Origin of the sequence: Rubrivivax sp. JA1026 (assembly GCF_011065555.1) — a bacterium.
Taxonomy (GTDB): Bacteria; Pseudomonadota; Gammaproteobacteria; order Burkholderiales; family Burkholderiaceae_C; genus Rubrivivax; species Rubrivivax benzoatilyticus.
On record NZ_JAALCQ010000006.1, the window covers coordinates 240210 to 266475 of the forward strand.

28 protein-coding genes and 1 riboswitch are annotated in these 26266 nt (G+C 71.7%); of the genes, 13 read left to right on the forward strand and 15 right to left on the reverse strand.

The features are described from left to right. Positions 1-5: 5 nt before the first annotated feature. Positions 6-1847 (reverse strand): ABC transporter ATP-binding protein/permease, encoded by a 1842-nt coding sequence (locus G5B56_RS12440; protein ID WP_009858354.1) that lies wholly within the window; start codon positions 1845-1847, stop codon positions 6-8. 93 nt (positions 1848-1940) lie between these two features. Here G5B56_RS12440 and G5B56_RS12445 point away from each other — a divergent pair, with 93 nt between their 5' ends. Then, complete coding sequence (locus tag G5B56_RS12445) at positions 1941-2363, forward strand: acyl-CoA thioesterase (protein ID WP_009858353.1); 423 nt, start codon at positions 1941-1943, stop codon at positions 2361-2363. 40 nt (positions 2364-2403) lie between these two features. Here the strand turns inward: G5B56_RS12445 and G5B56_RS12450 are convergent, their stop codons facing one another. From G5B56_RS12450 to G5B56_RS12470, 5 genes are read right to left on the reverse strand one after another with little or no spacing between them, the layout of a single operon-like run. Further along, entirely contained in the window at positions 2404-3909 is a 1506-nt protein-coding gene (locus tag G5B56_RS12450) for an ATP-binding protein (RefSeq protein ID WP_164963386.1), read from the reverse strand. Further along, the gene (locus G5B56_RS12455) at positions 3906-4565 is read right to left on the reverse strand and encodes a winged helix-turn-helix domain-containing protein (protein ID WP_164963387.1); all 660 of its coding nucleotides are present in this window, start codon (positions 4563-4565) and stop codon (positions 3906-3908) included. Before G5B56_RS12455 ends, G5B56_RS12450 begins: the two co-directional genes overlap by 4 nt. Before the next feature lie 30 nt (positions 4566-4595). After that, positions 4596-5312, reverse strand: coding sequence for a cytochrome b/b6 domain-containing protein (locus tag G5B56_RS12460; RefSeq protein ID WP_164963388.1), 717 nt, complete (start codon positions 5310-5312; stop codon positions 4596-4598). After that, positions 5309-5833, reverse strand: coding sequence for a diheme cytochrome c (locus G5B56_RS12465; protein ID WP_164963389.1), 525 nt, complete (start codon positions 5831-5833; stop codon positions 5309-5311). The genes G5B56_RS12460 and G5B56_RS12465 overlap by 4 nt, the downstream gene beginning before the upstream one ends. A 7-nt stretch (positions 5834-5840) precedes the next feature. Further along, positions 5841-6272: a DUF1924 domain-containing protein gene (locus tag G5B56_RS12470; protein ID WP_164963390.1), complete on the reverse strand. Its 432-nt coding sequence runs from the start codon at positions 6270-6272 to the stop codon at positions 5841-5843. 93 nt (positions 6273-6365) lie between these two features. Next, positions 6366-6546, forward strand: a riboswitch (yybP-ykoY riboswitch). Between the two features lie 6 nt (positions 6547-6552). On the opposite strand from G5B56_RS12470, the gene G5B56_RS12475 reads away from it, so the two are divergent. Further along, positions 6553-7122, forward strand: a complete 570-nt coding sequence (locus G5B56_RS12475) for a TMEM165/GDT1 family protein (protein ID WP_009858347.1) — start codon at positions 6553-6555, stop codon at positions 7120-7122. 261 nt (positions 7123-7383) lie between these two features. Here G5B56_RS12475 and G5B56_RS12480 read toward each other — a convergent pair whose 3' ends face one another. The 8 genes from G5B56_RS12480 to G5B56_RS12515 form a co-directional block, all read right to left on the reverse strand. After that, positions 7384-8226, reverse strand: a complete 843-nt coding sequence (locus tag G5B56_RS12480) for an NAD(P)-dependent oxidoreductase (protein ID WP_164963391.1) — start codon at positions 8224-8226, stop codon at positions 7384-7386. Continuing rightward, positions 8223-8963: an SGNH/GDSL hydrolase family protein gene (locus tag G5B56_RS12485; RefSeq protein ID WP_164963392.1), complete on the reverse strand. Its 741-nt coding sequence runs from the start codon at positions 8961-8963 to the stop codon at positions 8223-8225. Before G5B56_RS12485 ends, G5B56_RS12480 begins: the two co-directional genes overlap by 4 nt. Before the next feature lie 166 nt (positions 8964-9129). Next, positions 9130-9903, reverse strand: a complete 774-nt coding sequence (locus G5B56_RS12490) for an enoyl-CoA hydratase (protein ID WP_164963393.1) — start codon at positions 9901-9903, stop codon at positions 9130-9132. A gap of 151 nt (positions 9904-10054) precedes the next feature. Further along, complete coding sequence (locus G5B56_RS12495) at positions 10055-11254, reverse strand: acetyl-CoA C-acyltransferase (protein ID WP_043813667.1); 1200 nt, start codon at positions 11252-11254, stop codon at positions 10055-10057. A 106-nt stretch (positions 11255-11360) separates the two neighbouring features. After that, positions 11361-13757 (reverse strand): 3-hydroxyacyl-CoA dehydrogenase/enoyl-CoA hydratase family protein, encoded by a 2397-nt coding sequence (locus G5B56_RS12500; RefSeq protein WP_164963394.1) that lies wholly within the window; start codon positions 13755-13757, stop codon positions 11361-11363. A 20-nt stretch (positions 13758-13777) separates the two neighbouring features. Further along, a complete protein-coding gene (locus G5B56_RS12505; protein WP_164963395.1) occupies positions 13778-14212 on the reverse strand; it encodes a DUF2147 domain-containing protein in 435 nt (144 codons plus the stop codon). Between the two features lie 47 nt (positions 14213-14259). Beyond that, positions 14260-16047 (reverse strand): acyl-CoA dehydrogenase C-terminal domain-containing protein, encoded by a 1788-nt coding sequence (locus G5B56_RS12510; RefSeq protein ID WP_164963396.1) that lies wholly within the window; start codon positions 16045-16047, stop codon positions 14260-14262. 33 nt (positions 16048-16080) lie between these two features. Then, positions 16081-16734, reverse strand: coding sequence for a TetR/AcrR family transcriptional regulator (locus G5B56_RS12515; RefSeq protein WP_164963397.1), 654 nt, complete (start codon positions 16732-16734; stop codon positions 16081-16083). 171 nt (positions 16735-16905) lie between these two features. Between G5B56_RS12515 and G5B56_RS12520 the strand changes: the two genes are divergently transcribed. Both G5B56_RS12520 and G5B56_RS12525 read left to right on the forward strand, forming a co-directional pair. After that, positions 16906-17463 carry an HNH endonuclease gene (locus tag G5B56_RS12520; protein ID WP_164963398.1) on the forward strand — a complete coding sequence of 186 codons (558 nt, stop codon included), beginning with the start codon at positions 16906-16908 and terminating at the stop codon, positions 17461-17463. 147 nt (positions 17464-17610) lie between these two features. Beyond that, entirely contained in the window at positions 17611-18078 is a 468-nt protein-coding gene (locus G5B56_RS12525; RefSeq protein WP_009858336.1) for a glycine zipper 2TM domain-containing protein, read from the forward strand. Between the two features lie 18 nt (positions 18079-18096). Here G5B56_RS12525 and G5B56_RS12530 read toward each other — a convergent pair whose 3' ends face one another. After that, complete coding sequence (locus G5B56_RS12530) at positions 18097-18669, reverse strand: CBS domain-containing protein (protein WP_009858335.1); 573 nt, start codon at positions 18667-18669, stop codon at positions 18097-18099. A 320-nt stretch (positions 18670-18989) separates the two neighbouring features. On the opposite strand from G5B56_RS12530, the gene G5B56_RS12535 reads away from it, so the two are divergent. From G5B56_RS12535 to G5B56_RS12575, 9 genes are all read left to right on the forward strand, one after another. Next, a complete protein-coding gene (locus G5B56_RS12535) occupies positions 18990-20714 on the forward strand; it encodes a methyl-accepting chemotaxis protein (RefSeq protein ID WP_164963399.1) in 1725 nt (574 codons plus the stop codon). Positions 20715-20970: 256 nt separating this feature from the next. After that, positions 20971-21519: a DUF3455 domain-containing protein gene (locus G5B56_RS12540; protein ID WP_164963400.1), complete on the forward strand. Its 549-nt coding sequence runs from the start codon at positions 20971-20973 to the stop codon at positions 21517-21519. Between the two features lie 73 nt (positions 21520-21592). Further along, positions 21593-22135 carry a sigma-70 family RNA polymerase sigma factor gene (locus tag G5B56_RS12545; RefSeq protein WP_164963401.1) on the forward strand — a complete coding sequence of 181 codons (543 nt, stop codon included), beginning with the start codon at positions 21593-21595 and terminating at the stop codon, positions 22133-22135. Then, positions 22132-22860: an anti-sigma factor domain-containing protein gene (locus G5B56_RS12550; RefSeq protein ID WP_164963402.1), complete on the forward strand. Its 729-nt coding sequence runs from the start codon at positions 22132-22134 to the stop codon at positions 22858-22860. Before G5B56_RS12545 ends, G5B56_RS12550 begins: the two co-directional genes overlap by 4 nt. 97 nt (positions 22861-22957) lie before the next feature. Further along, complete coding sequence (locus tag G5B56_RS12555) at positions 22958-23335, forward strand: GFA family protein (protein WP_240920807.1); 378 nt, start codon at positions 22958-22960, stop codon at positions 23333-23335. A gap of 18 nt (positions 23336-23353) precedes the next feature. Continuing rightward, on the forward strand, positions 23354-23680 hold the full coding sequence (locus G5B56_RS12560; RefSeq protein WP_164963403.1) for a GNAT family N-acetyltransferase: 327 nt from the start codon (positions 23354-23356) through the stop codon (positions 23678-23680). Positions 23681-23815: 135 nt separating this feature from the next. Further along, positions 23816-23977 (forward strand): VOC family protein, encoded by a 162-nt coding sequence (locus G5B56_RS12565; RefSeq protein WP_164963404.1) that lies wholly within the window; start codon positions 23816-23818, stop codon positions 23975-23977. A 67-nt stretch (positions 23978-24044) separates the two neighbouring features. Then, a complete protein-coding gene (locus G5B56_RS12570; RefSeq protein ID WP_164963405.1) occupies positions 24045-25334 on the forward strand; it encodes an NYN domain-containing protein in 1290 nt (429 codons plus the stop codon). A 64-nt stretch (positions 25335-25398) separates the two neighbouring features. After that, positions 25399-26193 (forward strand): lysozyme inhibitor LprI family protein, encoded by a 795-nt coding sequence (locus G5B56_RS12575; protein WP_164963406.1) that lies wholly within the window; start codon positions 25399-25401, stop codon positions 26191-26193. Positions 26194-26266 lie beyond the last annotated feature (73 nt).

The window sequence follows — 26266 nt, forward strand, 5'->3', positions numbered from 1 at the left end:
CGGCGTCAGGCGCCGGCCGGCTCGCCGGCATCGTCGCGCGCGGCCTGCTGCAGCCGCCACATCTCGGCGTAGCGGCCGTCGCGCGCCAGCAGCTCGGCGTGGGCGCCGCGCTCGACGACGCGGCCGTGGTCGAGCACGACGATCTCGTGCGCGTCGACCACCGTCGACAGCCGGTGGGCGATGACCAGCGCCGTCTTGCCCTGCGCCGCGCTCTTCAGCTCGGCCTGGATCGCACGCTCATTGGCCGAGTCCAGCGCCGAGGTCGCCTCGTCGAAGATCAGGATCGGCGGGTTCTTCAGCAGCGTGCGCGCGATCGCCACACGCTGCTTCTCGCCGCCGGAGAGCTTCAGGCCGCGCTCGCCGACCATCGTCTCGTAGCCCTTGGGCGTGGCGGCGATGAAATCGTGGATGTGCGCCGACCTCGCCGCCGCCTCGACCTCCTCGCGCGTGGCGCCGGGGCGGCCGTAGGCGATGTTGAACTCGACCGTGTCGTTGAACAGCACCGTGTCCTGCGGGACGATGCCGATCGCGCGGCGCAGGCTCTGCTGCGTGACGGCGCGGATGTCCTGGCCGTCGACCGTGATGCGCCCGCCGGTGACGTCGTAGAAGCGGTAGAGCAGCCGCGCCAGCGTCGACTTGCCGGCGCCCGAGGCGCCGACCACGGCCACCGTGCACCCGGCCGGGATCTCGAAGCTGACGCCGTGCAGGATCGGCCGCGCCGGGTCGTAGGCGAAGTCCACGCCCTCGAAGCGCACCGTGCCGGTGGCGACCTTCAGCTCGGCGGCACCGGGCGCGTCGGCGACCTCGCGCTCGCGCTCGAGCAGGTTGAACATCTTGTCCAGGTCGGTCAGCGCCTGCTTGATCTCGCGGTAGATCACGCCGAGGAAGTTCAGCGGGATGTACAGCTGGATCATGAAGGCGTTGATCATCACCAGGTCGCCCAGCGTCAGCCGGCCCTCGGCGACGCCGGCGGTGGCGCGCCACAGGATGCCCACCAGCGCCGCGGCGATGATCAGCTGCTGCCCGGTGTTGAGCAGGCTCAGCGTGCCCTGGCTCTTGATCTTGGCGCGCTGCAGCCGCTCCAGGCTCTCGTCGTAGCGCCGGGCCTCGAACTCCTCGTTGTTGAAGTACTTGACGGTCTCGTAGTTCAGCAGCGCGTCGACGGCGCGCGAGTGCGCGCTCGAGTCCAGCTCGTTCATCTGCCGCCGGAACTGCGTGCGCCACTCGGTGACGACGATCGTGAAGACGATGTAGAAAAGCAGCGCGCCGGCGGTGATCCAGGCGAACAGCGCGTCGAACTTCAGCGCCAGCAGGCCGAGCACCAGGCCGACCTCGATCAGCGTCGGCAGGATGCTGTAGAGCGAGTACGAGATCAGCGCCTGCACGGCGCGCGTGCCGCGCTCGATGTCGCGTGTCATGCCGCCGGTCTGGCGCTCCAGGTGGAAACGCATCGACAGCGCATGCAGGTGGCGGAACACCTTCAGCGAGATGCTGCGCGAGGCGCCTTCGGTGGCGCGCGCGAAGATCAGCTCGCGCAGCTCGGTGAACACCGAGGTCGACAGGCGCAGCGCGCCGTAGGCGACGATCAGCCCGACCGGCACGACCAGCAGCGCCATCGTGTCGCCGGGCTTGATCGACATCGCGTCGACCAGCTCCTTCAGCAGCACCGGCACGCCGACGTTGGCGACCTTGGCCGCGACCAGGCAGGCCAGCGCGATCGACACCCGCCAGCGGTAGACCCAGAGGAAGGGCAGCAGGCGCGCGAGCGTCCGCCAGTCCGAGCGCGGCGCGCCCGGTTCGGGGGCCGGCGCCGGGGGAGCTCGCATGGAACGGGAGGCGGAACGCATGGGCCGGGATTGTCGCCGCGCAGCCGGCGCGGCGCCGGCCGCGGCCCGGCAGGCCACAATGCCGGCCGTCGTCTTTCCTGGAGCCTGTCCCGTATGAACGCCCCCGCAGCCTCGGCCGTCCCGCACATGCCCCCGGCCACGCTGCCCGACGGTGCCGAACTCGTGATGCGCGTGATGCCGATGCCCGCCGACGCCAACGCCAACGGCGACGTGTTCGGCGGCTGGATCATGGCGCAGGTGGATCTGGCCGGCGCCGTGCTGCCGGCGCGCGTGGCGCGCGGCCGCATCGCGACGGTGGCCGTCAACCAGTTCGTCTTCAAGCAGCCGGTGTCGATCGGCGACCTGCTGAGCTTCTATGCCCACGTCGAGCGCATCGGCAACACCTCGGTCACCGTGCACGTGCAGGTCTGGGCCGAGCGCAACCCGGCCGACCCGCAGATCGTCAAGGTGACCGAGGCCAACCTGACCTACGTCGCGATCACCGACGACGGCAAGCCGCGCACGATCCCCCGCTGACCGTGGCCCTCCGGCCGCCTGGCGGGCGCCGGGGACGGCATCACGCCGGCAGCAACACCCTCACCGCCAGCCCGCCGAGCGTGGCCGAACGCGTGACTTCGCACTGCGCGTGGTGCAGCGCGACGATGCGCCGCACGATGGACCAGCCCAGGCCGCTGCCGCTGGCCTCCTGGCCGAGCACACGGAAGAATCGTTCGCCCAGGCGCGCGATGTCGGCCTCGGCCATGCCGGGGCCGCTGTCCTCGACGGTCAGCACGACGGTGCTGCCGTGGCGCGCGACCGTGGCGCGCACCGTCGCGCCGGCCGGGCTGTAGCGCAGCGCGTTCTCGACGAGGTTGCGGATCAGCACCGACAGCAGCGCCTCGACGCCGTCGACACGCAGATCGCCGTCGGCGTCCAGCTCAAGCTGCTGACGGCGCGCCAGCGCCTGCGGCGCCAGCGCGGCGGCGACACGCCGCGCGACCGCGTCCAGCGCCACCGGCGCCACGGCCGGCGCCTGGCCGCCGGCGTCCAGCCGGGCCAGCGTCAGCAGCTGCTCGACGAGGCGCACGGCGCGGTCGCAGCCTTCGATCGTCGATTGCAGCGCGTGGCGGCGGCGTTCGCCGTCGGCCTCGCCCAGCGCCACCTGGGCCTGGGTGCGGATCGCGGCGATCGGCGTGCGCAGCTCGTGCGCGGCGTCGGCGGTGAAACGGCGCTCGGTCTCGACCATGCGCGCGATGCGCTCGAACAGGCTGTTGAGCTCGTCGAGCATCGGCCGCATCTCGCTGGGCGCGTCGGTCACCTCGACCGGCTGCAGCGCCTGCGGCTCGCGTTCGGCCAGCGTCGCGCCCAGGCGGCGCAGCGGCGCGGTGCCGGCACGCACCGCCCACCAGACGCCCAGGCCGAGCAACGGCAGGCCCAGCGCCAGCGGCCACAGCGTGCCCCACAGCAGCGCGCCGAGGATCGAGCGGCGCGAGTCCAGGTGCTCGGCGACGAAGACCTGCACGTCGCGCTCGGCGCCGCGGGCGCTGAACAGGCGCCAGACCTCGCCGTCGATGCGCACCAGGCCGAAACCGTCGCGGTCCTGGCGCAGCGGCCGCCCGCCCGGCCCCAGACCGTCGAGCCGGGCCTCGGGCGCGTTGGCCGAACGCTGCACCAGCCGCCCTTCGTGCCAGACCTGGAAGGCCACCCGCGGCGAATAGTGGCGCAGCGCGGCGATGCCGAAACGGTCGTCGTCCTCGTGGTCGTGGCGCTGGCGCTTGGCCTCGCGTTTGGCGGCGTGACGCGCGGCGTGCGCGGCGTCGCGCGCTTCGCGCCGGCGCTGCTCGGCGGCGCGGTCGCGATGATCGTCGTCGTCATCGTCGTCGTCCGCGTCCTCGATCGTGCGCACCTGCTGGGCGACGAGCAGCGTCGCGGCCTGCGCGAGATGGGCGTCGAGCAGTTCGCTCAGTTCGCGCCGCGTGTCGCGGAAGGTGATGGCCAGCGTCGCCAGCCAGAGCACGGCCACCAGGCCGAGCACCAGCAGCAGCAGCCGGCCCTGCAGCGAACGCGGCACGAGGCGCCTCATTCGCCGGGCAGCAGGTAGCCGACGCCGCGCACCGTCTGCACGAGCTCGGCGCCGAGCTTGCGCCGCAGGTGGTGCACGTGCACCTCGACGGCGTTGCTCTCGACCTCGCGGCCCCAGCGGTACAGATGCTGCTCGAGCTGCTCGCGCGTCAGCACGCGCCCGGCGTTGAGCATCAGCGCGTGCAGCAGGTCGAACTCGCGCTGCGACAGCACGACCGGCTCGCCGGCGCGCGTGACGGTGCGCGCCGCCGGGTCGAGCACGACCTCGCCGGCGGCCAGCAGGTCCTGCGTCTGGCCGTGGGCGCGACGGATCAGCGCACGCAGCCGCGCAGCCAGCTCGTCCAGGTCCACCGGCTTGACGACGTAGTCGTCGGCGCCGCCGTCCAGGCCGATGACGCGGTCGCTGACGGCGTCGCGCGCGGTCAGCACCAGCACCGGCAGGCGCACGCCGGCCCGGCGGGTCTCGGCCAGCACCTCCAGGCCGTCCTTGCGCGGCAGGCCCAGGTCCAGCACCGCGGCGGCGTGCACCGCCGAGCGCAGCTCGCGCGACGCGGCCTCGCCGTCGCGCACCCAGTCGACCTGGAAGCCGGCTTGCGTGAGCCCGGCGCGAAGGCCGTCACCGAGCAGCGGATCGTCTTCGACGAGCAGGATGCGCATGGTGGGGATGCTAAGGCGGACGGGGCCGGTTCAGTCGTCGTCGCCGTCGGGCGCGCCACCCTGGCGCGCCGGGCCGTGGTGGCCGGCCGAGGCCACCGCAGCGTCGGCGTCCGCGGCGCCGGCATCGCGCCACTGCAGCACCCAGAAGCCCAGCACCGCAGCCAGCAGCAGTGCCGCGACGCTGCGCCACGACGAGCGGATGGCCTGCTCCGGCGGCGCGATCTTCAGCCCGTCGACCATGCTGCGCGGCAGGTTCTCGCCGGTCATGCGGCTGGCCAGCAGCACGCCGACGACGTGGCCGATGGCGGTCAGCAGGAAGACGTTGGCGGCCAGCTCGTGCAGCTCCTCGACCCATTCGCCGCCGACGTCCTGCTGCAGCGCCCAGCCGCTGGCGCCGAGCACCAGGCCCATCACCAGCAGCACGACGATCGCCAGCGCGCTGGCCGGGTTGTGGCCGACGTGGTGCTCGGGTGTGCGCCGGGCGACGTTCTTCAGGTAGCGCAGCACCGCGCCCGGGCCGGTGACGAAGTCGCCGAAACGCGCGTGGCGCGTGCCGACCAGGCCCCAGACCAGGCGCCAGACGATCAGCCCGGCCAGCGTGTAGCCCAGCGTCTCGTGCAGCAGCGCATGGCGCTCGCTCTCTGACGTCAGCCAGGCACCGGCGAAGCAGACGACGATGAGGCCGTGGAACAGGCGCACCGGCAGGTCCCAGACCAGACGGCGCTGGCGGTCGTTGGAAGCGTTCATTTCGGGATCTTCACGTCGTCTTCTTCGAAATCGCCTTGTTCGGCGCGCGGATGGCAGGCGGCGCAGTTGGCCGGGCTGCCGACGGCCTTGCGCTTCCAGACCGCGGCGCGCACCTCGTCGTGCTTGCGCTCGAACCAGGCGCTGCGCGTGATGCGGTCCTCGGGCGGCGCGGTGCGCGCGCGGCGGCTGGCGTTGGCGTCCAGCCAGGCGGCGATGCTCGCCCGCGTCGCGGCGTCGATCGAGGCGTCGCTGCCGTAGTGCTGGTCCAGGCCGGCCATCAGGCGCTTCCAGGACTCCGCCGGCAGCATGCCGGCCGGGTAGGCGATGTGGCAGGAGCCGCCGCATTCCTGCTCGTAGGCCGGCAGCGGGGCGACGGCGGCGCGGCGGTCGCGGCGCTCGTGGCGTTCGTGCTCGTCGTCGCCGTGGCGGTGAGCCCAGGCGGCGGCGGCGCCGGCCAGACCGGCGACGAGCAGTGCGGCACTGGCCAGCGCGAGGCTGCGGGTCGCAAACAGCTTCTTCATCGTGGCCTCACTTCAGCGTCAGCAGCCAGGCCAGCACGTCGGCCTTCTCGGCCGGGGTGCAGGCGCGTTCGAGCACGTCCTTGCAGTTGCGGCGGAACCACTTCTCGACCTTGGCCTCGTCGCTGAAACGCTTCGGGTTCGCGGCGGGCGCCAGCGGCGCGATCGTGCGGTTCGTGCTGGCGTGTCGGCCTTCGGCGGTGGGGCGCTCGGCGTGGCAGGACGCGCAGCTCCAGTCGTTGGCGTGGCGCGCGGCGTACCACTGCTGGCCACGCGCGGCGTCGGGCGCGCGGCCGGCTTCGGCGGCGTAGCGCGCGAGCAGGTCGTTGGGGGCGGCCAGCGTCGGGCAGGCGGCGAGCACGGCGACAACGGCGACCGCGGTGGTGGCGACGACGGCGCGCGAGGGCAGGCGGAATCGGCGGGATGGTGACGGGTGGTTCATGGCAGCTCTCCTTGGCACGGGATGCTGCCGGGGGCGTCTTAGGGTCCTCTTAAGCTCGCGGCCGCGCCGCGGCTTGCGCCTAGAATCGCGCCCGCACTCGTCATCGGGGAGTAGCCGCCCTGCCGCCCGGCAGGGGTCCGCACCAACACGCTTGGCCCTCAGGGGCCATGGTCCGGACAGCCCCCAGCCTGGCAAGACCGCTGACTGCGCCGCCTCCGAATGGGCCGGGGTCGCGGCGTGGTCAAGCTCCGGTCATGCCGGCCCGTATCGGATTCGTCTCTTGGAAGCCTTCCTGATCTCCACCGGCCTCGTCGCGCTCGGCGAAATGGGCGACAAGACGCAGTTGCTGGCGATGCTGCTGGCCGCGCGTTTCAAGCGCCCGGTGCCCATCATCCTCGGCGTGCTCGTCGCCACCCTCGTCAACCACGCGCTGGCCGGCATCGTCGGCGACACCGTCGCACGCTGGATGGGCCCGGACCTGCTGCGCTGGGTGATCGGCGGCAGCTTCCTCGCGATGGCGGTGTGGATGCTGATCCCCGACGAGGCCGACGAGGTCGAGGGCGGCACCGGGCGCTTCGGCGTCTTCGGCACGACGGTGATCGCGTTCTTCCTCGCCGAGATGGGCGACAAGACGCAGATCGCCACCGTCGCGCTGGCGGCCCGGTTCAGCGACCTGTGGGCGGTGGTCGCCGGCACCACCTTCGGCATGATGCTGGCCAACGTGCCGGCGGTCTTCTTCGGCGACCGCGTCAGCCGCCTGGTGCCGATGCGTGTCGTGCACGCCGTCAGCGCCGCGATCTTCGCGGTGCTGGGCGTGCTGACGCTGCTGAACGTCGGCAGCTTGTTCTGAGACGCCCGGGCGCGGCCCGCACCGGGCGGGCCTTCAGCCGCCGCTGGGGTCACGCGCCACTGGGGGTCAGGTCTCACGAGACCTGACCCCGTCTTCTGAGGCGTCGGCGGACGGCCTTGCAGGCCGCGCCGGGCGCCGCTGGGGTCAGGTCTCGTGAGACCTGACCCCGTCTTCTGGGGCGTCGGCGGACGGCCTTGCAGGCCGCGCGGGGCCACATGGCCCGGCCCCTCGGGCGTAGCGAGCGAATGCGAGCTTGGGGGCTCAATCAATGAAGAAGTCGGGGATGAAGTTCTTCGTCCCCGGGACGACGGCGTAAGGGTCGAGGTCGGTCACGCCGTTCGCGGCCAGCAGCTCGTCGTCGATGAAGAAGTTGCCGGTCGTCGCCCGGGCATCGCTGGTCAGGATGAACCAGGCGGCGTCGGCCAGGATCTCGGGCTTGCGGCAGAGCTTGACGTCGACACCCGGGATCATCTGCAGCGCCGCGGTGGCGATCGCGGTGCGCGGCCACAGGCTGTTGACGGCGATGCCCAGCGGGCGGAACTCGCCGGCATGGCCCAGCGTGCATTCGCTCATGCCGTACTTGGCCATCGTGTAGGCGACGTGGCCCTTGAACCAGTGCTCGCGCATGGCCAGCGGCGGGCTCATGTTCAGCACGTGCGGGTTGCGCCCGGCGCGCGCGCTGGCGGTCAGCGCCGGCAGACAGGCCTGGGTGCAGGCGTAGGTGCCGCGCACGTTGACGCCGAACATCAGGTCGAAACGCTTCATCGGCGTCGCCGCGGTCGGCGTCAGGCTGATCGCGCTGGCGTTGTTGACGAGGATGTCGATGCCACCGAAACGCTCGACGGCTGCGGCCACCGCGGCGGCGACGGCGGCGTCGTCGCGGATGTCGGTCGGCACGGCCAGCGCCTGGCCGCCGGCGGCACGCACCTGCTCGGCGGCCTCGTGCACGGTGCCGGGCAGCTTGGGGTTCGGGTCGCTGGTCTTGGCCACCAGCACGACGTTGGCGCCGTCGCGCGCCGCGCGCAGCGCGATCGCCAGGCCGATGCCGCGGCTCGCGCCGGTGATGAACAGCGTGCGGCCCTGCAGGCTGCGGGTATCGCTCATGCGGTCGTCTCCTCTTTCTTTCTGATGGCCGGCCAGACCTGGCCGGCGACGTGTTCGGCGATGACGGCGGCGCAGTAGCGGTACGCCGGCTCGCCGGGATGGAAACCGTCGACGGCCATGACCTGGGGCTCGAGCTGCAGCCCCATGTCGACACGCGACACACCCGGGTAGGCCGCAGCCCAGCGGTCCAGCGCCCGGTCGTGGCGCACCGCCTCGCTGCCGGCGCACCAGCGCAGCGGTTGCGGCAGGCCGGGAAACTGGTGCACCGGCGGCAGCGCGGCGAAGGCAACGTGGCGCACGTGCAGCGCACCGCGCAGCCAGTCCGCCAGGCGCTCGCGCGCGGCGATCGCGTGGTGCAGCGGCACGCGGTCGACGATGTCGTTGACGCCGGTGACGATGACGGCAACGTCGAAGCTCGGCAGGTCCTCGCGCTGCAGCAGGTGCAGCGTCTGCGCCGTCGTCATGCCGGAGCGCGCGACGAGGCGCCATTCGACCCGCGCCTGGGCACGTTCGGCGATCAGCTCGGCCATCGGGTGCGCCAGCGCCGCCCGCTGGTGCAGCACGCCGACGCCGGCGGCCGACGAGTCGCCGGCGATCAGCAGCCGCAGCCGCGGGCCTTCGCCGCAGCTTCCGTGTCGTTCCCCGTCGGCCTCGGGCAGCTTGGGCATTCGCTGGCGGGTGTGCACGGCCTGGGCCAGCAGCAGCGGGGTCAGCATCAGCGTCACGGCACGGGACATGGTCGGCTCCTTCCGAAGGACGGTGGGGTCAACGCGGGGATTCGCGGCGGGCAAACACTCCTGGCAGGGCGCCACGCGGGCGCCGGTTCGGTCGGGTCATGCGATGCGAGGCGCGTGCCAGACCGGGATTCGGTTCGAGGGGGGCGGCGTGACGCCACCCCGCGGGTCAGAACTTGCTGAAGTCGGGCTTGCGCTTCTGGAAGAAGGCCTGGAAGGCCTCCATCGCCTCGGGGCTGCGCAGCCGGCGCGTGAAACGTTCGCCTTCGGTGCGCATCGCCTCCAGCACCGCGGCGCGCGTCGGGCCGCGCAGCAGCTGCTTGCTCTCGCGCACCGCGCCCGGCGGCAACGCGTTGAAACGCTCCGCGACGCGGCGCGCGTGAGCGACCACTTCGCCGGCCGGCAGCACGGCATTGGCGATGCCGCACTCCACCGCCTGCTCGGGCGTGAAGGCGTCACCGAGCAGCAGCTTCTCGGCGGCACGGGCGTGGCCCATCAGCTGCGGCACCAGCAGGCTGGACGCGAACTCCGGCACCAGCCCCAGGCTGGTGAACGGCATCGCCAGCCGCGCCTCGTCGCTGACGTAGACGAAGTCGCAGTGCAGCAGCATCGTCGTGCCGATGCCGATGGCCGCGCCGGTGACGGCGGCGACGACGGGCTTGTCGCAGTTCAGCAGCGCGCGCATGAAGCGGAAGACCGGCGAGTCCATCGCCTCGGGGCCTTCGGCCGGCGGCCGCGCCATGAAGTCCTCGATGTCGTTGCCCGAGGTGAAGATCCCGGGCTGGCCGGTGATCAGCACCGCGCGCACGGCCGGGTCGGCGACCGCGGCTTCCAGCGCCGCGGCCATCGTCTCGTACATCGCGATCGTCAGCGCGTTCTTCTTCTCGGGGCGCGCGATCTCGATCGTCGCGACGCCCGCGAGCGTGGCGGTCTTGATGCTCATGCGTGTCTCCTCCGGGGTTGGGGGGCCCGCGCCGGGCCGCCGCGGCGCGGGCGTGGGCGTGGGCGCGGACTCAGCCTTGCAGGCCGCGCCGGGCCAGTGGCCCGGCCCTTCGCCTGGCGCAACCGGTCCACCGGACCGGTTGCGTCCCGGCTCAGCAGCGCTCCAGGATACCGGCGGCGCCCTGCCCCATGCCGATGCACATCGTCACCATGCCGTACTTGAGCTGCTTGCGGCGCAGCGCGTGCACGACGGTGGCGGCGCGGATCGCGCCGGTGGCGCCCAGCGGGTGGCCCAGCGCGATCGCGCCGCCCATCGGGTTGACCTTGGCGCGGTCGAGCTTCAGCGAATCGATCACCGCCAGCGACTGCGCGGCGAAGGCTTCGTTCAGCTCGATCCAGTCCAGGTCGTCCTGGCTGATGCCGGCCGCACGCAGCGCCGCCGGGATGGCCTCGATCGGGCCGATGCCCATGATCTCCGGCGGCACGCCGCGCACCGCGAAGCTGACGAAACGCGCCAGCGGCTTCAGGTCGAAGGTCTTCAGCGCCTTCTCGCTGCAGACGATCAGCGCGCCGGCGCCGTCGCTGGTCTGCGAGCTGTTGCCAGCGGTGACGCTGCCCTTGGCGGCGAACACCGGCTTCAGCTTGGCCAGGCCTTCGAGCGAGGTGTCGCGGCGCGCGCCTTCGTCCAAAGCGACGGTGCGCGTCTTCGTGATCACCTGGCCGGTGGCGAGGTCGGGCTGGCGGTCGTAGACGGTGACCGGGGTCATCTCGTCGGCGAACTCGCCAGCGTCCATCGCGCGGATCGCGCGCTGGTGCGACTCGAGCGCGAACGCGTCCTGGGCCTCGCGGCCGACCTTCCACTGCTGGGCGACCTTCTCCGCCGTCAGGCCCATGCCGTAGGCGATGCCGATGTTCTCGTCCTTGGCGAAGACCTCGGGGTTGAAACTGGGCTTGTTGCCGCCCATCGGCACCAGGCTCATGCTCTCGGCGCCGCCGGCGATCATCACGTCGGCCTCGCCGACGCGGATGCGGTCGGCGGCCATCTGCAGCGCGGTGATGCCGCTGGCGCAGAAGCGGTTGACGGTGACGCCGCCCACCGAATGCGGCAGGCCGGCGAGCACCATCGCGGCACGCGCCATGTTCATGCCCTGCTCGCCTTCGGGGAAGCTGCAGCCGATGACCGCGTCCTCGATGGCCTTCGGGTCCAGCGACGGCACCTGCGACAGCGCGTGGCGCACCGCGGCGACGAGCAGGTCGTCGGGCCGCGTGTTCTTGAAATAGCCGCGGCCGGACTTGCCGATCGGGGTGCGCGTGGCGGCGACGATGTAGGCGTCTTGCACTTGCTTGCTCATTTGAAGCTCCGTATTGCTTTACCAAGTGGCCGCCGCGGTTCCGGCTCTGCCGGGCCGCTGGCGGCGCCCCCTTGAGGGGGAGCGGCGAAGCCGCTACGGGGGTGGGTCAGTTCCTCACCGGCTTGCCGGTCTGCAGCATGCCCATGATGCGTTCCTGGGTCTTGGGGTTGTCCAGCAGCGAGCAGAAGCGCTCGCGCTCCATCGTCATCAGGTACTCCTCGGTCACCAGCGAGCCGGCGTCGATGTCGCCGCCGCAGCAGACCTCGGCGATCAGCGTCGCGATGTGGAAGTCGTGCGCGCTGATGAAGCCGCCGTCGCGCATGTTGGCGAGCTGGCCCTTGATCGTCGCCAGCGCGTTGCGGCCGGCCGCCGGGAAGGCCACCTTCGCCGGCGGGCGCCAGCCGCTGTCGGCCATCGCCTTGGCCTGGGCCGTGGCGACGTACAGCAGCTCGTCCTTGTTCGGCACGATGACGTCACCGTCGATCAGGTAGCCGAGCTTGCGCGACTCGATGGCGCTGGTGCCCACCTTGGCCATCGCGGCGTTGGTGAAGCCGTCGGTCAGGAACTTCAGGATGTCGGCGTTGGCGTTGCCGGCCGCCGCCATCTGCGCGGCGCGGCGCGCGATGTAGGTCAGCCCGCCGCCCGCCGGCAGCAGGCCGACGCCGACCTCGACGAGGCCGACGTAGGTTTCCATCGCCGCGACACGGCGCGAGGCGTAGACCGACAGCTCGCAGCCGCCGCCCAGCGCCAGGCCGCGCATCGCCGCGACCACCGGCACCTGCGCGTAGCGCATTTTCAACACCGCGTCCTGCAGCTTCTTGACCTCGGGCGCGATGCCCTTGGAGCCGGACTTCATGAACACCGGCAGCATCGACTCGAGGTTGGCGCCGGCCGAGAACACGTCGTCCGGCGACCAGATCACCAGCGCCTTGTAGCCGGCTTCGGCGAGTTCGATGGCCTTCACCAGGCCTTCGGTGACCTGCTGGCTGATCAGGTGCAGCTTGCAGGTGATGCTGAGGATCAGCACCTCGCCGTCGAGCGTCCAGACGCGCACGTCTTCATTGCGGAAGACCTCGGTGCCGGATTCGAGCGCGCCCTTGGCGCCCGAGCCGAGCACGTTCTCCGGGAAGTGCTGACGGCCGTAGACCGCCAGCGCGCTGCGCGGCACGAAGGCCTGGCGCGACGGGCTCCACGACCCGGCGGCGGTGTGCACGCCGCCGGCCTCGGCGACCGGGCCCTCGAAGACCCAGGCCGGCAGCGGCGCCGACGACAGCGCCTTGCCGGCGGCTATGTCGGCCTTGACCCATTCCGCGACCTGCTTCCAGCCGGCGGCCTGCCAGAGCTCGAACGGGCCCTGCTGCATGCCGAAGCCCCAGCGCATCGCGAAGTCGACGTCGCGCGCGTTGTCGGCGATCGCCTCCAGGTGCACCGCGGCGTAGTGGAAGGCGTCGCGCAGGATGGCCCACAGGAACTGCGCCTGCGCGTTGCTGCTCTCGCGCAGCAGCTTCAGGCGGTCGGCCGGCGCCTTCTTCAGCATGCGCGCGACGATCTCGTCGGCCTTGCCGGTCGAGGGCACGTACTCGCCGCTGGCGAAGTCCAGCCGCAGGATGGTCTTGCCGTCCTTGCGGTAGAAGCCGGCGCCCGACTTCTGCCCCAGCGCGCCCTTGTCGATCAGCGCCTTCAGGACCGGCGGCGTGGCGTAGCTGGGGTAGAAAGGGTCGTCGGCGAGGTTGTCCTGCAGCGTCTTGATGACGTGCGCCATCGTGTCCAGGCCGACCACGTCCGCGGTGCGGAAGGTGCCCGAGCTGGCGCGGCCGAGCTTCTTGCCGGTCAGGTCGTCGACGACCTCGACCGTCAGGCCGAACTGCTGCGCCTCGTGGATCGTCGCCAGCATGCCGGCGATGCCGACGCGGTTGGCGATGAAGTTCGGCGTGTCCTTGGCACGCACGACGCCCTTGCCGACCGCGGTGGTGACGAAGGCCTCGAGCTGGTCCAGCACCTCGGGCTGCGTCGCCGGGGTGGCGATCAGCTCGACGAGGTACATGTAGCGCGGCGGGTTGAAGAAGTGGATGCCGCAGAAGCGCGGGCGGATGGCTTCCGGCAACGCCTCGGCGAGCTTGGTGATCGACAGGCCCGAGGTGTTGCTGGCGACGATGGCGTGCGGCGCCAGCGAGCCGGCGATTCGCTCGTACAGCGCCAGCTTCCAGTCCATGCGCTCGGCGATGGCCTCGATGACGAGGTCGCACTCGGCGAGCAGGTGCAGGTGCTCCTCGTAGTTGGCCTGGACGATGCGCGCGGCGTCCTCGGGCACGCCCAGCGGCGCGGGCTTCAGCTTCTTCAGGCCGTCGACGGCCTTGGTCACGACGCCGTTCTTCGGGCCCTCTTTCGCCGGCAGGTCGAACAGCACGACCGGCACGTTGACGTTGACCAGATGGGCGGCGATCTGCGCGCCCATCACGCCGGCGCCGAGCACGGCGACCTTGCGGACGTGGAATCGATTCACGGATTGCTCCTGGTTGGTGTTCATTCGACCCGCTGCCAGGTCTGGTTGCGATAGAAGGGCCCGATGAAGCCGCGCACCTCGAGCGTCTTGCCGCCATCCTTGGGCGTCAGGCGCACGCGGTAGCTCTTGCCGTTGTTCGGGTCGAGGATCGTGCCGCCGTCCCAGTAGGGCTCGTCGGCGTTCTTGCGCACGTTCTCGAGGATGGTCATGCCCAGCACCGGCTGGCCCTTGCGGGCGTCGCTGCACTTGTCGCACTTGCTGTCCTGCTTGGCCGGGTCGAGCAGCTTCTCGATACGGCCACCGAAGACACCGCCGTTGTCGACGATGCGCACCAGCGACTTCTCCTTGCCGGTCTCGTCGTCGATCGTGCGCCACAGGCCTTGCGGCGTGGCCTGGGCCATCGCCACCGACGACGCGGCGGCGAGTGCGAGAGCGATCCAGTTGCGCTTGTGCATGCTTTGTCTCCTTCGTTGTCGCGGGACTCGGGCGGGCCCGTCGGGGGTCAGAACAGCGATTCGTCCATCGCCATCAGCGCGTCGGAACCCGAACGCGCCGTGCGGATCAGGCCGGCGGTCTCGGGCAGCAGCTTGGCGAAGTAGAAGCGCGCGGTGTGCAGCTTGGCGGTGTAGAACGGGTCGCCCGAGCCCTGCTTCTCCAGCGCCACCTTGGCCATGCGCGCCCAGAAGTAGGCGAACACGAGGTGGCCGCAGACACGCAGGTAGTCGACCGCGGCGGCGCCGACCTCGTCGGTGTTGCGCATCGCCTTCATGCCGAGCTCGGTCGTCAGCTTGGTCACCTTGTCGCCCAGGTCGGCCAGCGGATTGACGAACTCCTGCATCGATTCGTTGACGCCTTCCTCCTCGATGAACTCGGCGACGATCTTGCCGAACTTCTTCAGCTTCTTGCCGTTGTCGCCCAGCACCTTGCGGCCCAGCAGGTCCAGCGACTGCACGGTGTTCGTGCCTTCGTAGATCATGTTGATGCGCGCGTCGCGCACGAACTGCTCGATGCCGGTGCCGCGGATGTAGCCGCTGCCGCCGAAGACCTGCATGCAGTGCGAGGTCGCGATCCAGGCGTTGTCGGTCATGAAGGCCTTGACGATCGGCGTCAGCAGCGCGACGAGGTCGGCGCACTCGGCGCGTTCGTCCTCGTCGTCCGAGGCGATCTCGCGGTCCAGCAGCAGCGCGGTGTACAGCGCCAGCGCGCGGCCGCCTTCGGCGTAGGCACGCGCGGTCAGCAGCATCTTGCGCACGTCGGGGTGCACGATGATCGGATCGGCCGGCTTGTCCGGCGCCTTCGGGCCGGTCAGGCTGCGCATCTGGATGCGGTCCTTGGCGTAGGCCACGGCCATCTGGTAGGCGGTCTCGGTCAGGCCCAGGGCCTGGCAGCCAACGCCCAGGCGGGCGGCGTTCATCATCACGAACATCGCCTGCAGGCCGCGGTTGGGCTCGCCGACCAGCGTGCCGACGGCGCCTTCCAGCGACAGCTGGCAGGTGGCGTTGCCGTGGATGCCCATCTTGTGCTCGACGGCGGTGCAGTAGATGCCGTTGCGCTCGCCGATCGAGCCGTCGGCCGCGACCTGGAACTTGGGCACGACGAACAGCGAGATGCCCTTGCTGCCGGCCGGCGCGTCCGGCAGGCGCGCCAGCACCAGGTGCACGATGTTCGGCGTGATGTCGTGCTCGCCGGCGGAGATGAAGATCTTCTGGCCGGTGATCTTGTAGGTGCCGTCGGGCTGCGGCTCGGCCTTGGTGCGCAGCATGCCGAGGTCGGTGCCGCAGTGCGGCTCGGTCAGGCACATCGTGCCGGTCCACTCGCCGCTGGTCAGCTTGGGCAGGAAGGTGTTCTTCTGCCACTCGGTGCCGTGCGCGCTGAGGCACTCGTAGGCGCCGTGCGACAGGCCGGGGTACATCGTCCAGGCCTGGTTGGCCGAGTTCAGCATCTCGTAGAGGCACTGGTTCAGCAGCACCGGCAGGCCCTGGCCGCCGAAGGCCGGGTCGCAGCTCAGCGCGGGCCAGCCGCCTTCGACGTACTGCTCGTAGGCCTGCTTGAAACCCTTGGGCGTGCGCACCGCGTGCGTCGCGGGATCCAGCGTGCAGCCTTCGGCGTCGCCGCTGGCGTTGATCGGCGCGGCCACGCCGGCGGCGAACTTGCCGGCTTCCTCGATGACGGCGTTGATCGTGTCGGCGTCGATCTCGGCGTGACGCGGCAGCTGCTTGAGCGTCGAGGCGACGTCGAGCACCTCGTGCATGACGAACTGCAGGTCGCGAAGCGGCGGGGTGTAAGACATGGAAGCGCTCCTGGAGAGGATGTGAGACGGAGTTCAGGTCCGCGTTTCGGGGGCCGCCGGCGGCTGCCAGTCGGCGACGAGGCGCTCGAAGCCGCGCCGCGCGCGGTCGAGCACCCCGGTGTTGCGCAGCAGCCGGGCATCGTGGTGCAGCGCGAGGATCAGCCCGTGCATCTCGAACAGCAGCTGCGACGGGTCGGTTTCGGGACGAAGATGGCCTTCCTCGACGGCCATCGCGATCGCGCGCTGCAGCGCCAGGTGCCAGGCGCGCACCATCGAGACGAGCGCATCGCGCACCGGGCCGGGCCGGTCGTCGAACTCGACCGCGCCGCTGATGTAGATGCAGCCCGAGTCCAGCTCGACCGAGACGCGGCGGATCCAGCGCTCGAACAGCGCCCGCAGCCGCGGCAGGCCGCGCGCCTCGGCCATCGCCGGGAAGAAGACCTCTTCCTCGAAACGCGCGTGGTACTCGCGGATGACCGAGATCTGCAGCTCCTCGCGCGAGCCGAAGTGGGCGAAGACGCCCGACTTGCTCATCTGCATCATCTCGGCGAGCGTGCCGATCGACAGCCCCTCCAGCCCCATGTGCGAGGCCAGGCCCAGCGCCGCGTCGAGGATCGCGGCGCGGGTCTGCTGGCCCTTCTGCAGCGATTTCGCCGACGGCTGGCGGGAGGTGGTGGAAGAGGCCAAGTTTCGATGGGCAAAAAATCGAACGATCGTTCTATTTTGCCGATTCGGGCTTGCGCCGACCAGCCATTGGGGGCATTGCCCCGGGAAAGTCCCTAGAGGGTCGCGAGCCCCCCCTGCCTGTCATCAAAGCGTGGTTGCGACGGGCACGGATCTTGTTTACGCTGCCCGTTCATGGATGTGCTGCAACTCGATGTGTCGGGTCGGCCACAGGCGTGGATCACGCCTCGCGAGGCCGCGGTCCTTTATGCCAGCGACGGCATCGCCTGGACGCTGGGCAAGGCTTTCCAGGTGCTGCGCGGCGGCATCCAGCGCGCCACCGGGCTGCAGTCGCGCATCGAGGTGCACCCGATCATCGCGGTGCGCGGCGCGATCCCCAGCCGCGCCTGGCGGCACACGCCGGCGATCACCAACCACAAGCTGTTCGTGCGCGACCGCGGCATCTGCGCCTACTGCGGCGGCCACTTCGCGTTCGACGACCTGACGCGCGAGCACATCGTGCCGGTCTCGCGCGGCGGTGCCGACAGCTGGATGAACTGCATCACCGCCTGCCGCGGCTGCAACGGCCACAAGGCCGACCGCCTGCCCGAAGAGGCGCACATGACGCTGCTGTACCTGCCCTACGTGCCCAGCCTGCATGAGGACATGATCCTGCGCGGCCGGCGCATCGTCGCCGACCAGATGGACTTCCTGCTGGCCTCGGTGCCGCGCAGCAGCCGGCTGCACGGCTGAACGGCCGCCGCGACGCCGCGGCGCGCAACGTATCTTTACCGCCTCCGGTCTTCAGCCGCGCCTTCCACGGCGCGGCTTTGCGGCACCATCGGCGTGTCAACGCGCCCCGGCCGGGGACGTTGCACTGTCATGAGGAGGTTCCCCGCGATGAAGCGCCTGATCGCCGCCGCCGCCGTGCTGGCACTGGCGGCCTGTTCCACCACCAGCCCCGACGTCATCAGCCCCGGTGACGCGCAGCGCATGAGCACCGTCATCGACGCCACCGTGCTGTCGACCCGGCCGGTCGTCGTCGAAGGCTCGCAGAGCGGCATCGGCGGCGTCAGCGGCGGCGTGATCGGCGGCATCGCCGGCTCCAGCGTCGGTGGCCGGCGCGAGAGCGTCGCCGTCGGCGTGCTCGGCGCGGTGGCCGGCGCCGTCGTCGGCAACGCCGTCGAGCGCATGGGCACGCGCGAGGACGCGGTCGAGATCCTCGTGCAGCTGCGCAGCGGCGAACGCCGCGCCATCGTGCAGGCCAAGGGCAACGAGAACCTCCAGCCCGGCGACGCGGTCATCATCGTGACCACCGGCGGCAAGGTGCGCGTGAGCAAGGCGCCGCAGGTCACGCGCGCCCAGTAACACGCGGGCGCGGCCGGCTCAGGCCAGCATCTGCGGCAGGTCGGCGAAGCTGGTCGCCACCGGCACCACGTCGACCGGCCGGCCCAGCTGGCGCTCGATCTGCGAGCGCGAGACGATCCCCCGCAGCCGCGGCGGCACGCCCGGGCCGCCGCCGTCGACCACCAGCAGGTGGTTGCGCCCCAGGCGCTTGAGCGTGGCCACCAGATGGCCCACCCGCGCGCCCTGCAGCCGGGAATGCTCGATGGCGTCGAGCCGCGAACGCGGCGTCATCGCGTCACCGACGGTGATCTCGGCCCAGCGCAGGCCGCGTTCCTGCACCAGACGCAGCGCACGTTCGCCGCGCAGGTCGGTGCTCGTGATCAGGCCCTCGATCGCCGGCCACTCGGCGACGACGAACAGCAGCCGGACCCCCTGGTAGATCATCGTCTGCTCGGCCTGGCGCAGCGTCGCGCCGGGCGCGACGGTGGCCGCCTTGACCTGCGTGAGGTCGGTCATCACCGACACCGCCGCCGAATCGAGCGTCACCGGGAAGCTCTGCCACGGCTGGGCCTGCGCCAGCACGGCGCCGGCCTCCAGGCTGCGGGTGGACAAGGGGGTCTCCAGGCTCATGGGCACCTCCGCAGGTTCCAACGCGGACACGGTACGCGCTCGGCTGCGCCGAGGACATCATGGATTCCCGCTTGCATCGCATGACATTGCTCAAGCATCGCGAGCCACAACGCCACCGCAAGCAATTGCGTTTTCATTGACTGCATGCTTTTCGTGGATTTCGGGCGTGCAGGAATTCACGCTCGACCCCCACTTCGGTCCGCGCGCATGAAGTGCGTCAAGGCGGCGCCGATACCGAAGGCAGTGGTTGCGGCGTCCGCCAGTCGACGCTCACGCCGTTCACCGAGCATTTCTGGAGCAGCATGAACCAATTGCGCATCGGCGCCCGCCTGGGACTGGCCTTCGGGCTCGTGTTGACGATCACCGTCGCCGTCGCGGCGGCGGCCATCTGGCAACTCGGCGAGCTGCGCGCCGCCAGCGAGGCCATCGTGCAGAAGGACGAGCAGCGCAGCAAGCTCGCCAGCCAGTGGGCGACCAACCTCCGCATCAGCTGGACCAAGGTCTCGGCCTCGCTGAAGAGCTCCGACCCGGCGCTGCAGGCCCAGATGAAGCAGGACGTCGAGCAGATCTCGACCGAGACCGCGGTGGTGCACAAGGCGCTGGTGGCGATGGTCGACGACGCCGAAGGCAAGGCGCTGATCGCCAAGGTCGCCGACGTGCGCGTGCGCTACACCGACGTGCGCCGCGAGCTCAACGAGCGGGTCGAACGCGGCGAGTCGGTGTATGCCGACGTCGACACCCTGCTGCTGCCGGTGGCCCAGGACTACCAGAAGGCGCTGGACGCGGTGGCCGCGCATTCGCAGGAGCTGCTGGAGGCCAGCCAGGCCGGGCTCGCCGCGGCGACCGAACGCAGCCAGTGGACGATCGCCATCGGCGCGCTGCTGGCCACGCTGCTGGGCGCCGGCTTCGCCATCGTCGCGACGCGGTCGATCACGCGGCCGATCGAACGCGCCGTGCGCACCGCCGAAGCGATCGGCGCCGGCGACCTGTCGGCGACCATCGTCGCCGAGGGCCGCGACGAGACCGCCCGCCTGCTGCAGGCCCTGGCCGGCATGCAGGCCAGCCTGGCACGCATCGTCGCCGAGGTGCGCGAGTCGGCCGACGGCGTGGCCACCGCCAGCCACCAGATCGCGCACGGCAACGCCGACCTGTCGGCGCGCACCGAGCAGCAGGCCAGCGCGCTGCAGCAGACCGCCGCGTCGATGGAGGAGCTCAACGCCACGGTGCGCCAGAACGCCGACAACGCGATGCAGGCCAACCAGCTGGCCGCCGCGGCCAGCGCCGTCGCCACCGAAGGCGGGCAGATGGTCGGCCAGGTCGTGCAGACGATGGACGGCATCAGCGAGAGTTCGCGCCGCATCACCGAGATCATCAACGTCATCGACGGCATCGCGTTCCAGACCAACATCCTGGCGCTCAACGCCGCCGTCGAGGCGGCGCGTGCCGGCGAGCAGGGCCGCGGCTTCGCCGTCGTCGCCGGCGAGGTGCGCATCCTGGCGCAGCGCTCGGCCGAGGCGGCACGCGAGATCAAGTCGCTGATCGGCACCAGCGTCGAACGCGTGGACAGCGGCAATGCGCTGGTCCATCAGGCCGGCGCGAAGATGCAGGACGTGCTGGCGTCGATCCGCCGCGTGGCCGACATCGTCGGCGAGATCAGCAGCGCCAGCGCCGAGCAGAGCGACGGTGTCGCCCAGGTCGGCGAAGCCGTGGCGCAGATGGACCAGGCGACGCAGCAGAACGCCGCGCTGGTCGAGGAGAGCGCCGCCGCCGCCGAGAGCCTGCGCACCCAGGCACGCCAGCTGGTCGACGCCGTGGCGGTGTTCCGCGTCGCCGGCCGAACGGCCGCGGCGCCCGCGGTGGCGGCGGCGCCGACCGCGGCCCCGGCGGTGACGACGCCGACGGCGCCCCCCGCACAACGCCCGGCGGCGCCCCGTCCGGCCGCGGCGCGCCCGGCGCCGGTCGCCGCGGCAGCGCCGGTCACGACCGCCAAGGCCGAGACCGCCGACGACGACTGGCAGACCTTCTGAGGCCGGTCGGCCGTGTGACGCTGCGGCACGCTCGGCCTGCAGCCGCCGGCGGCGGCCACTGCGGTGCGGCACCGCGCCGCAGGGCCGGCGTGCGCGCCTGACCGCACGCCGCATGGCCCCTGGCGTAAATATTTCTTTCTCCGCTGCATCCAAGCGTGCATCCGGCGGCTAGTCCCTGACGAGAGCCGAAACGATCGGCCTCGGCCGGCGCCCCAAGGCACCGGCCCCACCTGGACCAAGCACCGGAGACTCCTGCATGCACACCGCCTTGACCGCCATCACCGCCCTGGGTCTGACCCTCACGCTTGCCGCCTGCGGCGGCATGGCCAGGACCGCCGCACCTGCTTTCGACCAGGGCATGCTGCCCGCGGCCGTGCAGGTGCCGGCCGGCCACCGCGTCGTCTGGGAGACGGTGGGCGTCGGCCGCATCACCTACGAGTGCCGCGCCAAGACCGGCGGAGCCGGCAACGAATGGGCGTTCGTCGGCCCCGACGCCGAACTGCGCGCGCGCGACGGCAAGGCCGTGGGCCGCTACTACGGCCCGCCGGCCACCTGGGAGACGGCGGACGGCCAGCGCCTGACCGGCAGCCAGCTCGCCGTGGCACCGGCGGCCGCAGGCTCGATCCCGCTGCAGCTCGTCAAGGCCACGGCGCCGATGCAAGGCCCGCTGGCCGGCGTCAGCCACGTGCAGCGTGTCGCCACGCGCGGCGGCGTCGCCCCGGCCAGGACCTGCGACGCCACCACGGCCGGCCAGCGTGAAGTCGTCGGCTACCAGGCCGACTACATCTTCTGGAAGCCGGTCTGAGCGCTGCACGCGCTCGGAACCGCTGCCTGGAATCGCCTCGACCCGGGTTCCCGGCCCGGGCACGAGGTCGCCGATGCCCGTCCGTTCAGACGCCTTCGACCACGACGCCGCGCTGCAGGCCTGCGCGCGCGGTGAACGTTTTGCGCTGCGGGCGCTGTACGAGCGCGAGGGGCGATGGCTGCTGGGCGTGGCGCGGCGCATCGTGCGCGACGCGGCTGTGGCCGAAGACGTGCTGCAGGACGCGTTCCTGCAGATCTGGCAGCGCGCGGCGACCTTCGACCCGGCGCTCGGCTCCGGCCGCGGCTGGGTCTACACCGTCGTGCGCCACCAGGCGATCAAGGTCGTGCGCAGCGGCGAGCCGGTGGAAGCCCTGGAGCCGGACGAGCTCGCCGGGCTGGCCGAACGCCTGCCTGCCACCGACGAGCCGGCGCTGGACGCAGCGAGCCTGGAGCGCTGCCTGGACCGCCTGGACGCCGAGCGCCGCGCCTGCGTGCTGCACGCCTTCGTCGACGGCTACACGCACGAGCAGATCGCGCGCCAGCTGAGCGCACCGCTGGGCACGATCAAGTCCTGGATCCGGCGCAGCCTGCTGTCGCTGCGGGAGTGCCTGGCATGAAGCTCGACACACCCGACGAACGCAGTGCCGCCGCCGGCGAGTACGTGCTCGGCACGCTCGCGCCGGACGAGCGGCGCGCCTTCGAGACTGCGCTGGCAGGCGATCAGGCCTTGCGCGCCGAGGTCGCCGGGTGGCAGGACCGGCTGCTGCCGCTGGCACGGCACGCCCCGCCGGTGGAGCCGCCGCCCGGTCTGTGGCCAGCCATCGAGGCCCGGCTGGGCCCGGCGGCGCCCGCCGCCCGGCCAAGGCCCGCGGGCGCGCCCGGCTGGTGGCAGCGGCTGGTGTTCTGGCAGTCGCTCAGCGGCGCAGCACTGGCAGCCAGCGTGCTGCTGGGGGGCACCCTGCTGACGCGGCCGACGGCCCCCGCGGAACGCTACGTCGCGGTGCTGCAGGCGCCGCAAGGCGGCGGCAACGGCTGGCTCGTCGACGTGCGTGTCGACGCGCAAGGCCGCGGCCAGCTGCGGCTGCAGCCGGTCGCACCGGGCGACACGCCGCCGCAAGGCCGCAGCCTGCAGTTCTGGACCAAGGCGCCGGGCGCGCCAGGCCCGCGCTCGCTGGGCCTGCTGCGGGCCGGCGGTGAAGTGGCGCTGCCGCTGGAACGCCTGCCCGGCATGCGCGCCGAGCAGTTGTTCGAGATCACGCTCGAACCCGAAGGCGGCTCGCCGCTGGACCGCCCGACCGGCCCGGTGCTGTTCATCGGGCGAGCCGTGCAGCTGACGACCTGAGACCGCGGCCCGCCGGCGCCTGTGATCAGCGCGCCTTCCCCTCATTTCGCGAGGCGCCGTGAGCCAGCTCAGAACGATCCAGTCCGTCGGCGGCGTGCTGGTGCAAACCCGCCATCGGCTGTCCTGCCATTGCGGCGCCGTGGTGCTCGAGCTGCATCTGCCCGACGGCATCGTCGACCCGCGGCGCTGCAACTGCTCGATCTGCCGGCGCAAGAGCGCCGTCGTCGGCTCGGTGCCGCTGGCCGGCATCCGCATCGTGCAGGGCGAAGACGCGCTGACGCTCTACCAGTTCAACACCCGTGTCGCGAAGCACTACTTCTGCTCGCGCTGCGGCATCTACACCCACCACCAGCGGCGCTCGCGCCCCGACCAGTACGGCTACAACGTCGGCTGCCTGGAAGGCATCGACCCGTTCCTGATCGAGAACGTGCCGGTCAGCAACGGCGTGCACCACCCGGCGGACCGCAAACCCTGAGCTGCCGATGACGCAGCCATGACGCGCTTTCCGGCGCTGCCGCTGCAGACCGAGCGCCTGACGCTGCGCCCCTACCGCCACGACGACGCCGAGGCGGTCTTCACGATCTTCTCGGACCCGCAGGTGATGCGCTTCTGGAGCACGCCGCCGTGGACCTCGACGGCGCAGGCGGAGGAGGCGATCGACAGCGACCTGCAAGCGCTGCACAGCGGCCGGCATCTGCGCCTGGGCTTCCGCCTCGAAGGCCGGCTGCGCGGGCGCTGGATCGTCGGCGGCGAGGTGTCGGACAGCGCGATCTACGGGCTGCTGCGGCGCGAGTGGGCGTTGCGGCACACCCCGCGCTGAGGCCGCACGCCGCGTCGCGAGGCGCAGCCGTGGTGGTGCCCCGGCCCGTGTCCCCGCACCGACCTCGGGGATGGCAGACCGGCACCCGCTGCCCACCCTGCGCGGCGTCTGCGGGGCAATCGATCAGAGGCCAGGATGAAACGCGTCGCCGACCTGGCCGCGCTGCTGCAGGCCCTGCGTGCCGAAGGTTGCCAGGTGCCGGAGAAGACCGACGACTCCGAGTACGGCAAGTTCGGCTGGGTGTTGGACCCCGAAGGCAACAAGATCGAGCTCTGGGAGCCGCCGCCCGGGCCGTGAGGCGCCTCAGGCGGCGGCGGATCGGCTAACCTGCCGGCCGCCCGCGCATCCGGGAGCCCCCACCGCCATGAAGAGCGCCCTGTTCGTCGACTTCGACAACGTGTTCTCGCAGCTGCGCCAGCTGCAGCCCGACGCCGCCGAACGTTTCGCGCGGCATCCCTCCGAGTGGATCGGCTGGCTGACCAGCGCGCTGGCGCTGCCCGAGCCGCACGAGGACGGCGAGCGCCGCCGGCTGCTGGTGCGCCGCTGCTACCTGAACCCGAACTGGTACCAGACCTACCGCCACGCCTTCCTGCGCGCCGGCTTCGAGATCGTCGACTGCCCGCCGGTGACCAGCCAGGGCAAGACCAGCACCGACATCCACATGGTGCTGGACATCGTCGACCTGCTGCAGCACGAGACACGCTGCGACGAGTTCATCGTCTTCTCGGCCGATGCCGACTTCACGCCGGTGCTGCGCAAGCTGCGCCGCTACGACCGCCGCACCACGGTGCTGGCGATCGGTTTCCCGTCGGCGGCCTACCAGGCCTCGGCCGACCTGCTGATCGACGAACGGGTGTTCCTGCGCGACGCGCTGGCGCTGGCGCAGCCGGCGCCCGAGGCCGTGGCCGAAGCGGGCGAAGCGCGTGCCGCCGCCGCGCCGCGGCCCGAGCCGGCGCGCGAGACGCCACGCCCGGCCACCGACGACGAACTGGGCCTGATCGCCACGCGCATCTGGGCCACGGTCGACGAGTCGGCGCTGCCGGTGAGCGCCGGCATGCTGGCGTCGCGGCTGCGCCAGGAGCACCCGGACATCATGGAGAACTGGAACGGCGGCGGCACGTTCAAGGCCTTCTTCCGTTCGCTCGGGCTGGCGCGGCTGCTGTGGGTGAGCGGCTCGGGCGGGCGCATCGTCGACCCGGCGCGCCACGAGGTCGAGGCCGCGGCCGTCGAGCAGGACCCGGAGTCGCCCTGGCACGGCCGCGGCGCCACCTTCGCCGTGGTGCGCGAGGTGTGCGCGCTGACCGGCGCGCCGATGCTGGCGCCGCCGGACCTGCAGCTCGTGTTGCGCACGCTGTCGGAGCTGCTGGCCGAACGCGGCTTCGAGGCCGCGGCCACCGCGCACCAGGTCTGCCGCCGCTGCCACGAGACGGCCGGCATGCGCGTGCGCCAGCGCGACGTCAGCTTCCTGGTGCGCGGCATGCAGCTCAACGGCCACGTCTTCGGCCAGGGCCAGGACAGCGTGCCGACGCTGGGCTCGCGGCTGGTGAACCAGGTGCAGTTCCTGTGCGAGCGCGAGCAGAAGGTGCTGGACGCCGACGAGCTGGCGCAGATCCGGGCGTGGGTGGGGGTGGAAGCGGTCGAAGAAGCGGCCTGACCGGCGCCCCTTGGCTGGCCGCTGATTCGGCAAGAAGCTCGAACACTCGCAACACCACACCCTGATGAACTCCACGCCCTCTTCGCTGCTTGCTCTCTTCGGCCTGTTGCTGCTGTCGGCGACGGCCCGGGCCCAAGACGCCGGCCCGCGCGCCGACGCGCAACCCGGCTTCGACTGCCAGCGCGCGCGCACGCCCGTCGAGCGCCTGGTCTGCGCCGACCCCGACCTGGCCCGGGCGGATGCGCGCATGGCGGCGGCCTACAGCGCGCTGACCCAACGCTGGGAGGAAGACCGCAGCCTGCGCCGCACGCAGCGCCGCTGGCTGCGCGAGCGCAACGCCTGCGGCGCCGACACCGCGTGCGTGACCGCGGCCTATGCGGCCCGCAACGCGGTGCTGGCACGAGCGCTGGCGCAGGTGCCGGACCTGGGCCCCTTCCCGTGGACGACGCCACCGGCGAGCAGCACCTGGCGCATCGAGCGCATCGACGACACGCGGGTGCTGCGCATGACGATCCCGGCAGCGACGCAGCGCCAAACCCTGCAGTGGGAGTTCTATCCCGACCCGGACGACCACCGGCACCTGTTCACCGGCGGGCCGCTCACCGAGGTCGTGTGCCGCCCGCCCGACGCGCGCGAAGGCTACGCGCCGCGCTTCAGCTTCCAGCAGCGCAAGGCCGGGCCGGCGATCGCGCCGATCCGGCGGGGTGAACGGCAGGGCTTCCGCCTGATGCGCATGACGCTGGGCCAAGACCTGCCGCTGGGCGAGGAGATCCGCTGCAGCTTCGTCTTCAGCAGCTGGCTGCTGGACAAACCGAGCGAGCTGTACCTGGTGCCGGTCGGCGCGACGGCGGCGAGGTGAGACCTGTGCCCTGTGCCGAGGCCGCGGCCCTGCAGCCGGCAGGTGTTGGTAGGCCGTCGGGGGCTCGAACCCC

Excerpts from the sequence above, each read along its gene's own strand:
- G5B56_RS12440 (WP_009858354.1), bottom strand. The coding sequence starts at position 1,847 with ATGCGTTCCGCCTCCCGTTCCATGCGAGCTCCCCCGGCGCCGGCCCCC.
- G5B56_RS12445 (WP_009858353.1), top strand. The coding sequence starts at position 1,941 with ATGAACGCCCCCGCAGCCTCGGCCGTCCCGCACATGCCCCCGGCCACG.
- G5B56_RS12450 (WP_164963386.1), bottom strand. The coding sequence starts at position 3,909 with ATGAGGCGCCTCGTGCCGCGTTCGCTGCAGGGCCGGCTGCTGCTGCTG.
- G5B56_RS12455 (WP_164963387.1), bottom strand. The coding sequence starts at position 4,565 with ATGCGCATCCTGCTCGTCGAAGACGATCCGCTGCTCGGTGACGGCCTT.
- G5B56_RS12460 (WP_164963388.1), bottom strand. The coding sequence starts at position 5,312 with ATGAACGCTTCCAACGACCGCCAGCGCCGTCTGGTCTGGGACCTGCCG.
- G5B56_RS12465 (WP_164963389.1), bottom strand. The coding sequence starts at position 5,833 with ATGAAGAAGCTGTTTGCGACCCGCAGCCTCGCGCTGGCCAGTGCCGCA.
- G5B56_RS12470 (WP_164963390.1), bottom strand. The coding sequence starts at position 6,272 with ATGAACCACCCGTCACCATCCCGCCGATTCCGCCTGCCCTCGCGCGCC.
- G5B56_RS12480 (WP_164963391.1), bottom strand. The coding sequence starts at position 8,226 with ATGAGCGATACCCGCAGCCTGCAGGGCCGCACGCTGTTCATCACCGGC.
- G5B56_RS12485 (WP_164963392.1), bottom strand. The coding sequence starts at position 8,963 with ATGTCCCGTGCCGTGACGCTGATGCTGACCCCGCTGCTGCTGGCCCAG.
- G5B56_RS12490 (WP_164963393.1), bottom strand. The coding sequence starts at position 9,903 with ATGAGCATCAAGACCGCCACGCTCGCGGGCGTCGCGACGATCGAGATC.
- G5B56_RS12495 (WP_043813667.1), bottom strand. The coding sequence starts at position 11,254 with ATGAGCAAGCAAGTGCAAGACGCCTACATCGTCGCCGCCACGCGCACC.
- G5B56_RS12505 (WP_164963395.1), bottom strand. The coding sequence starts at position 14,212 with ATGCACAAGCGCAACTGGATCGCTCTCGCACTCGCCGCCGCGTCGTCG.
- G5B56_RS12510 (WP_164963396.1), bottom strand. The coding sequence starts at position 16,047 with ATGTCTTACACCCCGCCGCTTCGCGACCTGCAGTTCGTCATGCACGAG.
- G5B56_RS12520 (WP_164963398.1), top strand. The coding sequence starts at position 16,906 with ATGGATGTGCTGCAACTCGATGTGTCGGGTCGGCCACAGGCGTGGATC.
- G5B56_RS12525 (WP_009858336.1), top strand. The coding sequence starts at position 17,611 with ATGAAGCGCCTGATCGCCGCCGCCGCCGTGCTGGCACTGGCGGCCTGT.
- G5B56_RS12535 (WP_164963399.1), top strand. The coding sequence starts at position 18,990 with ATGAACCAATTGCGCATCGGCGCCCGCCTGGGACTGGCCTTCGGGCTC.
- G5B56_RS12540 (WP_164963400.1), top strand. The coding sequence starts at position 20,971 with ATGCACACCGCCTTGACCGCCATCACCGCCCTGGGTCTGACCCTCACG.
- G5B56_RS12545 (WP_164963401.1), top strand. The coding sequence starts at position 21,593 with ATGCCCGTCCGTTCAGACGCCTTCGACCACGACGCCGCGCTGCAGGCC.
- G5B56_RS12550 (WP_164963402.1), top strand. The coding sequence starts at position 22,132 with ATGAAGCTCGACACACCCGACGAACGCAGTGCCGCCGCCGGCGAGTAC.
- G5B56_RS12560 (WP_164963403.1), top strand. The coding sequence starts at position 23,354 with ATGACGCGCTTTCCGGCGCTGCCGCTGCAGACCGAGCGCCTGACGCTG.
- G5B56_RS12565 (WP_164963404.1), top strand. The coding sequence starts at position 23,816 with ATGAAACGCGTCGCCGACCTGGCCGCGCTGCTGCAGGCCCTGCGTGCC.
- G5B56_RS12570 (WP_164963405.1), top strand. The coding sequence starts at position 24,045 with ATGAAGAGCGCCCTGTTCGTCGACTTCGACAACGTGTTCTCGCAGCTG.
- G5B56_RS12575 (WP_164963406.1), top strand. The coding sequence starts at position 25,399 with ATGAACTCCACGCCCTCTTCGCTGCTTGCTCTCTTCGGCCTGTTGCTG.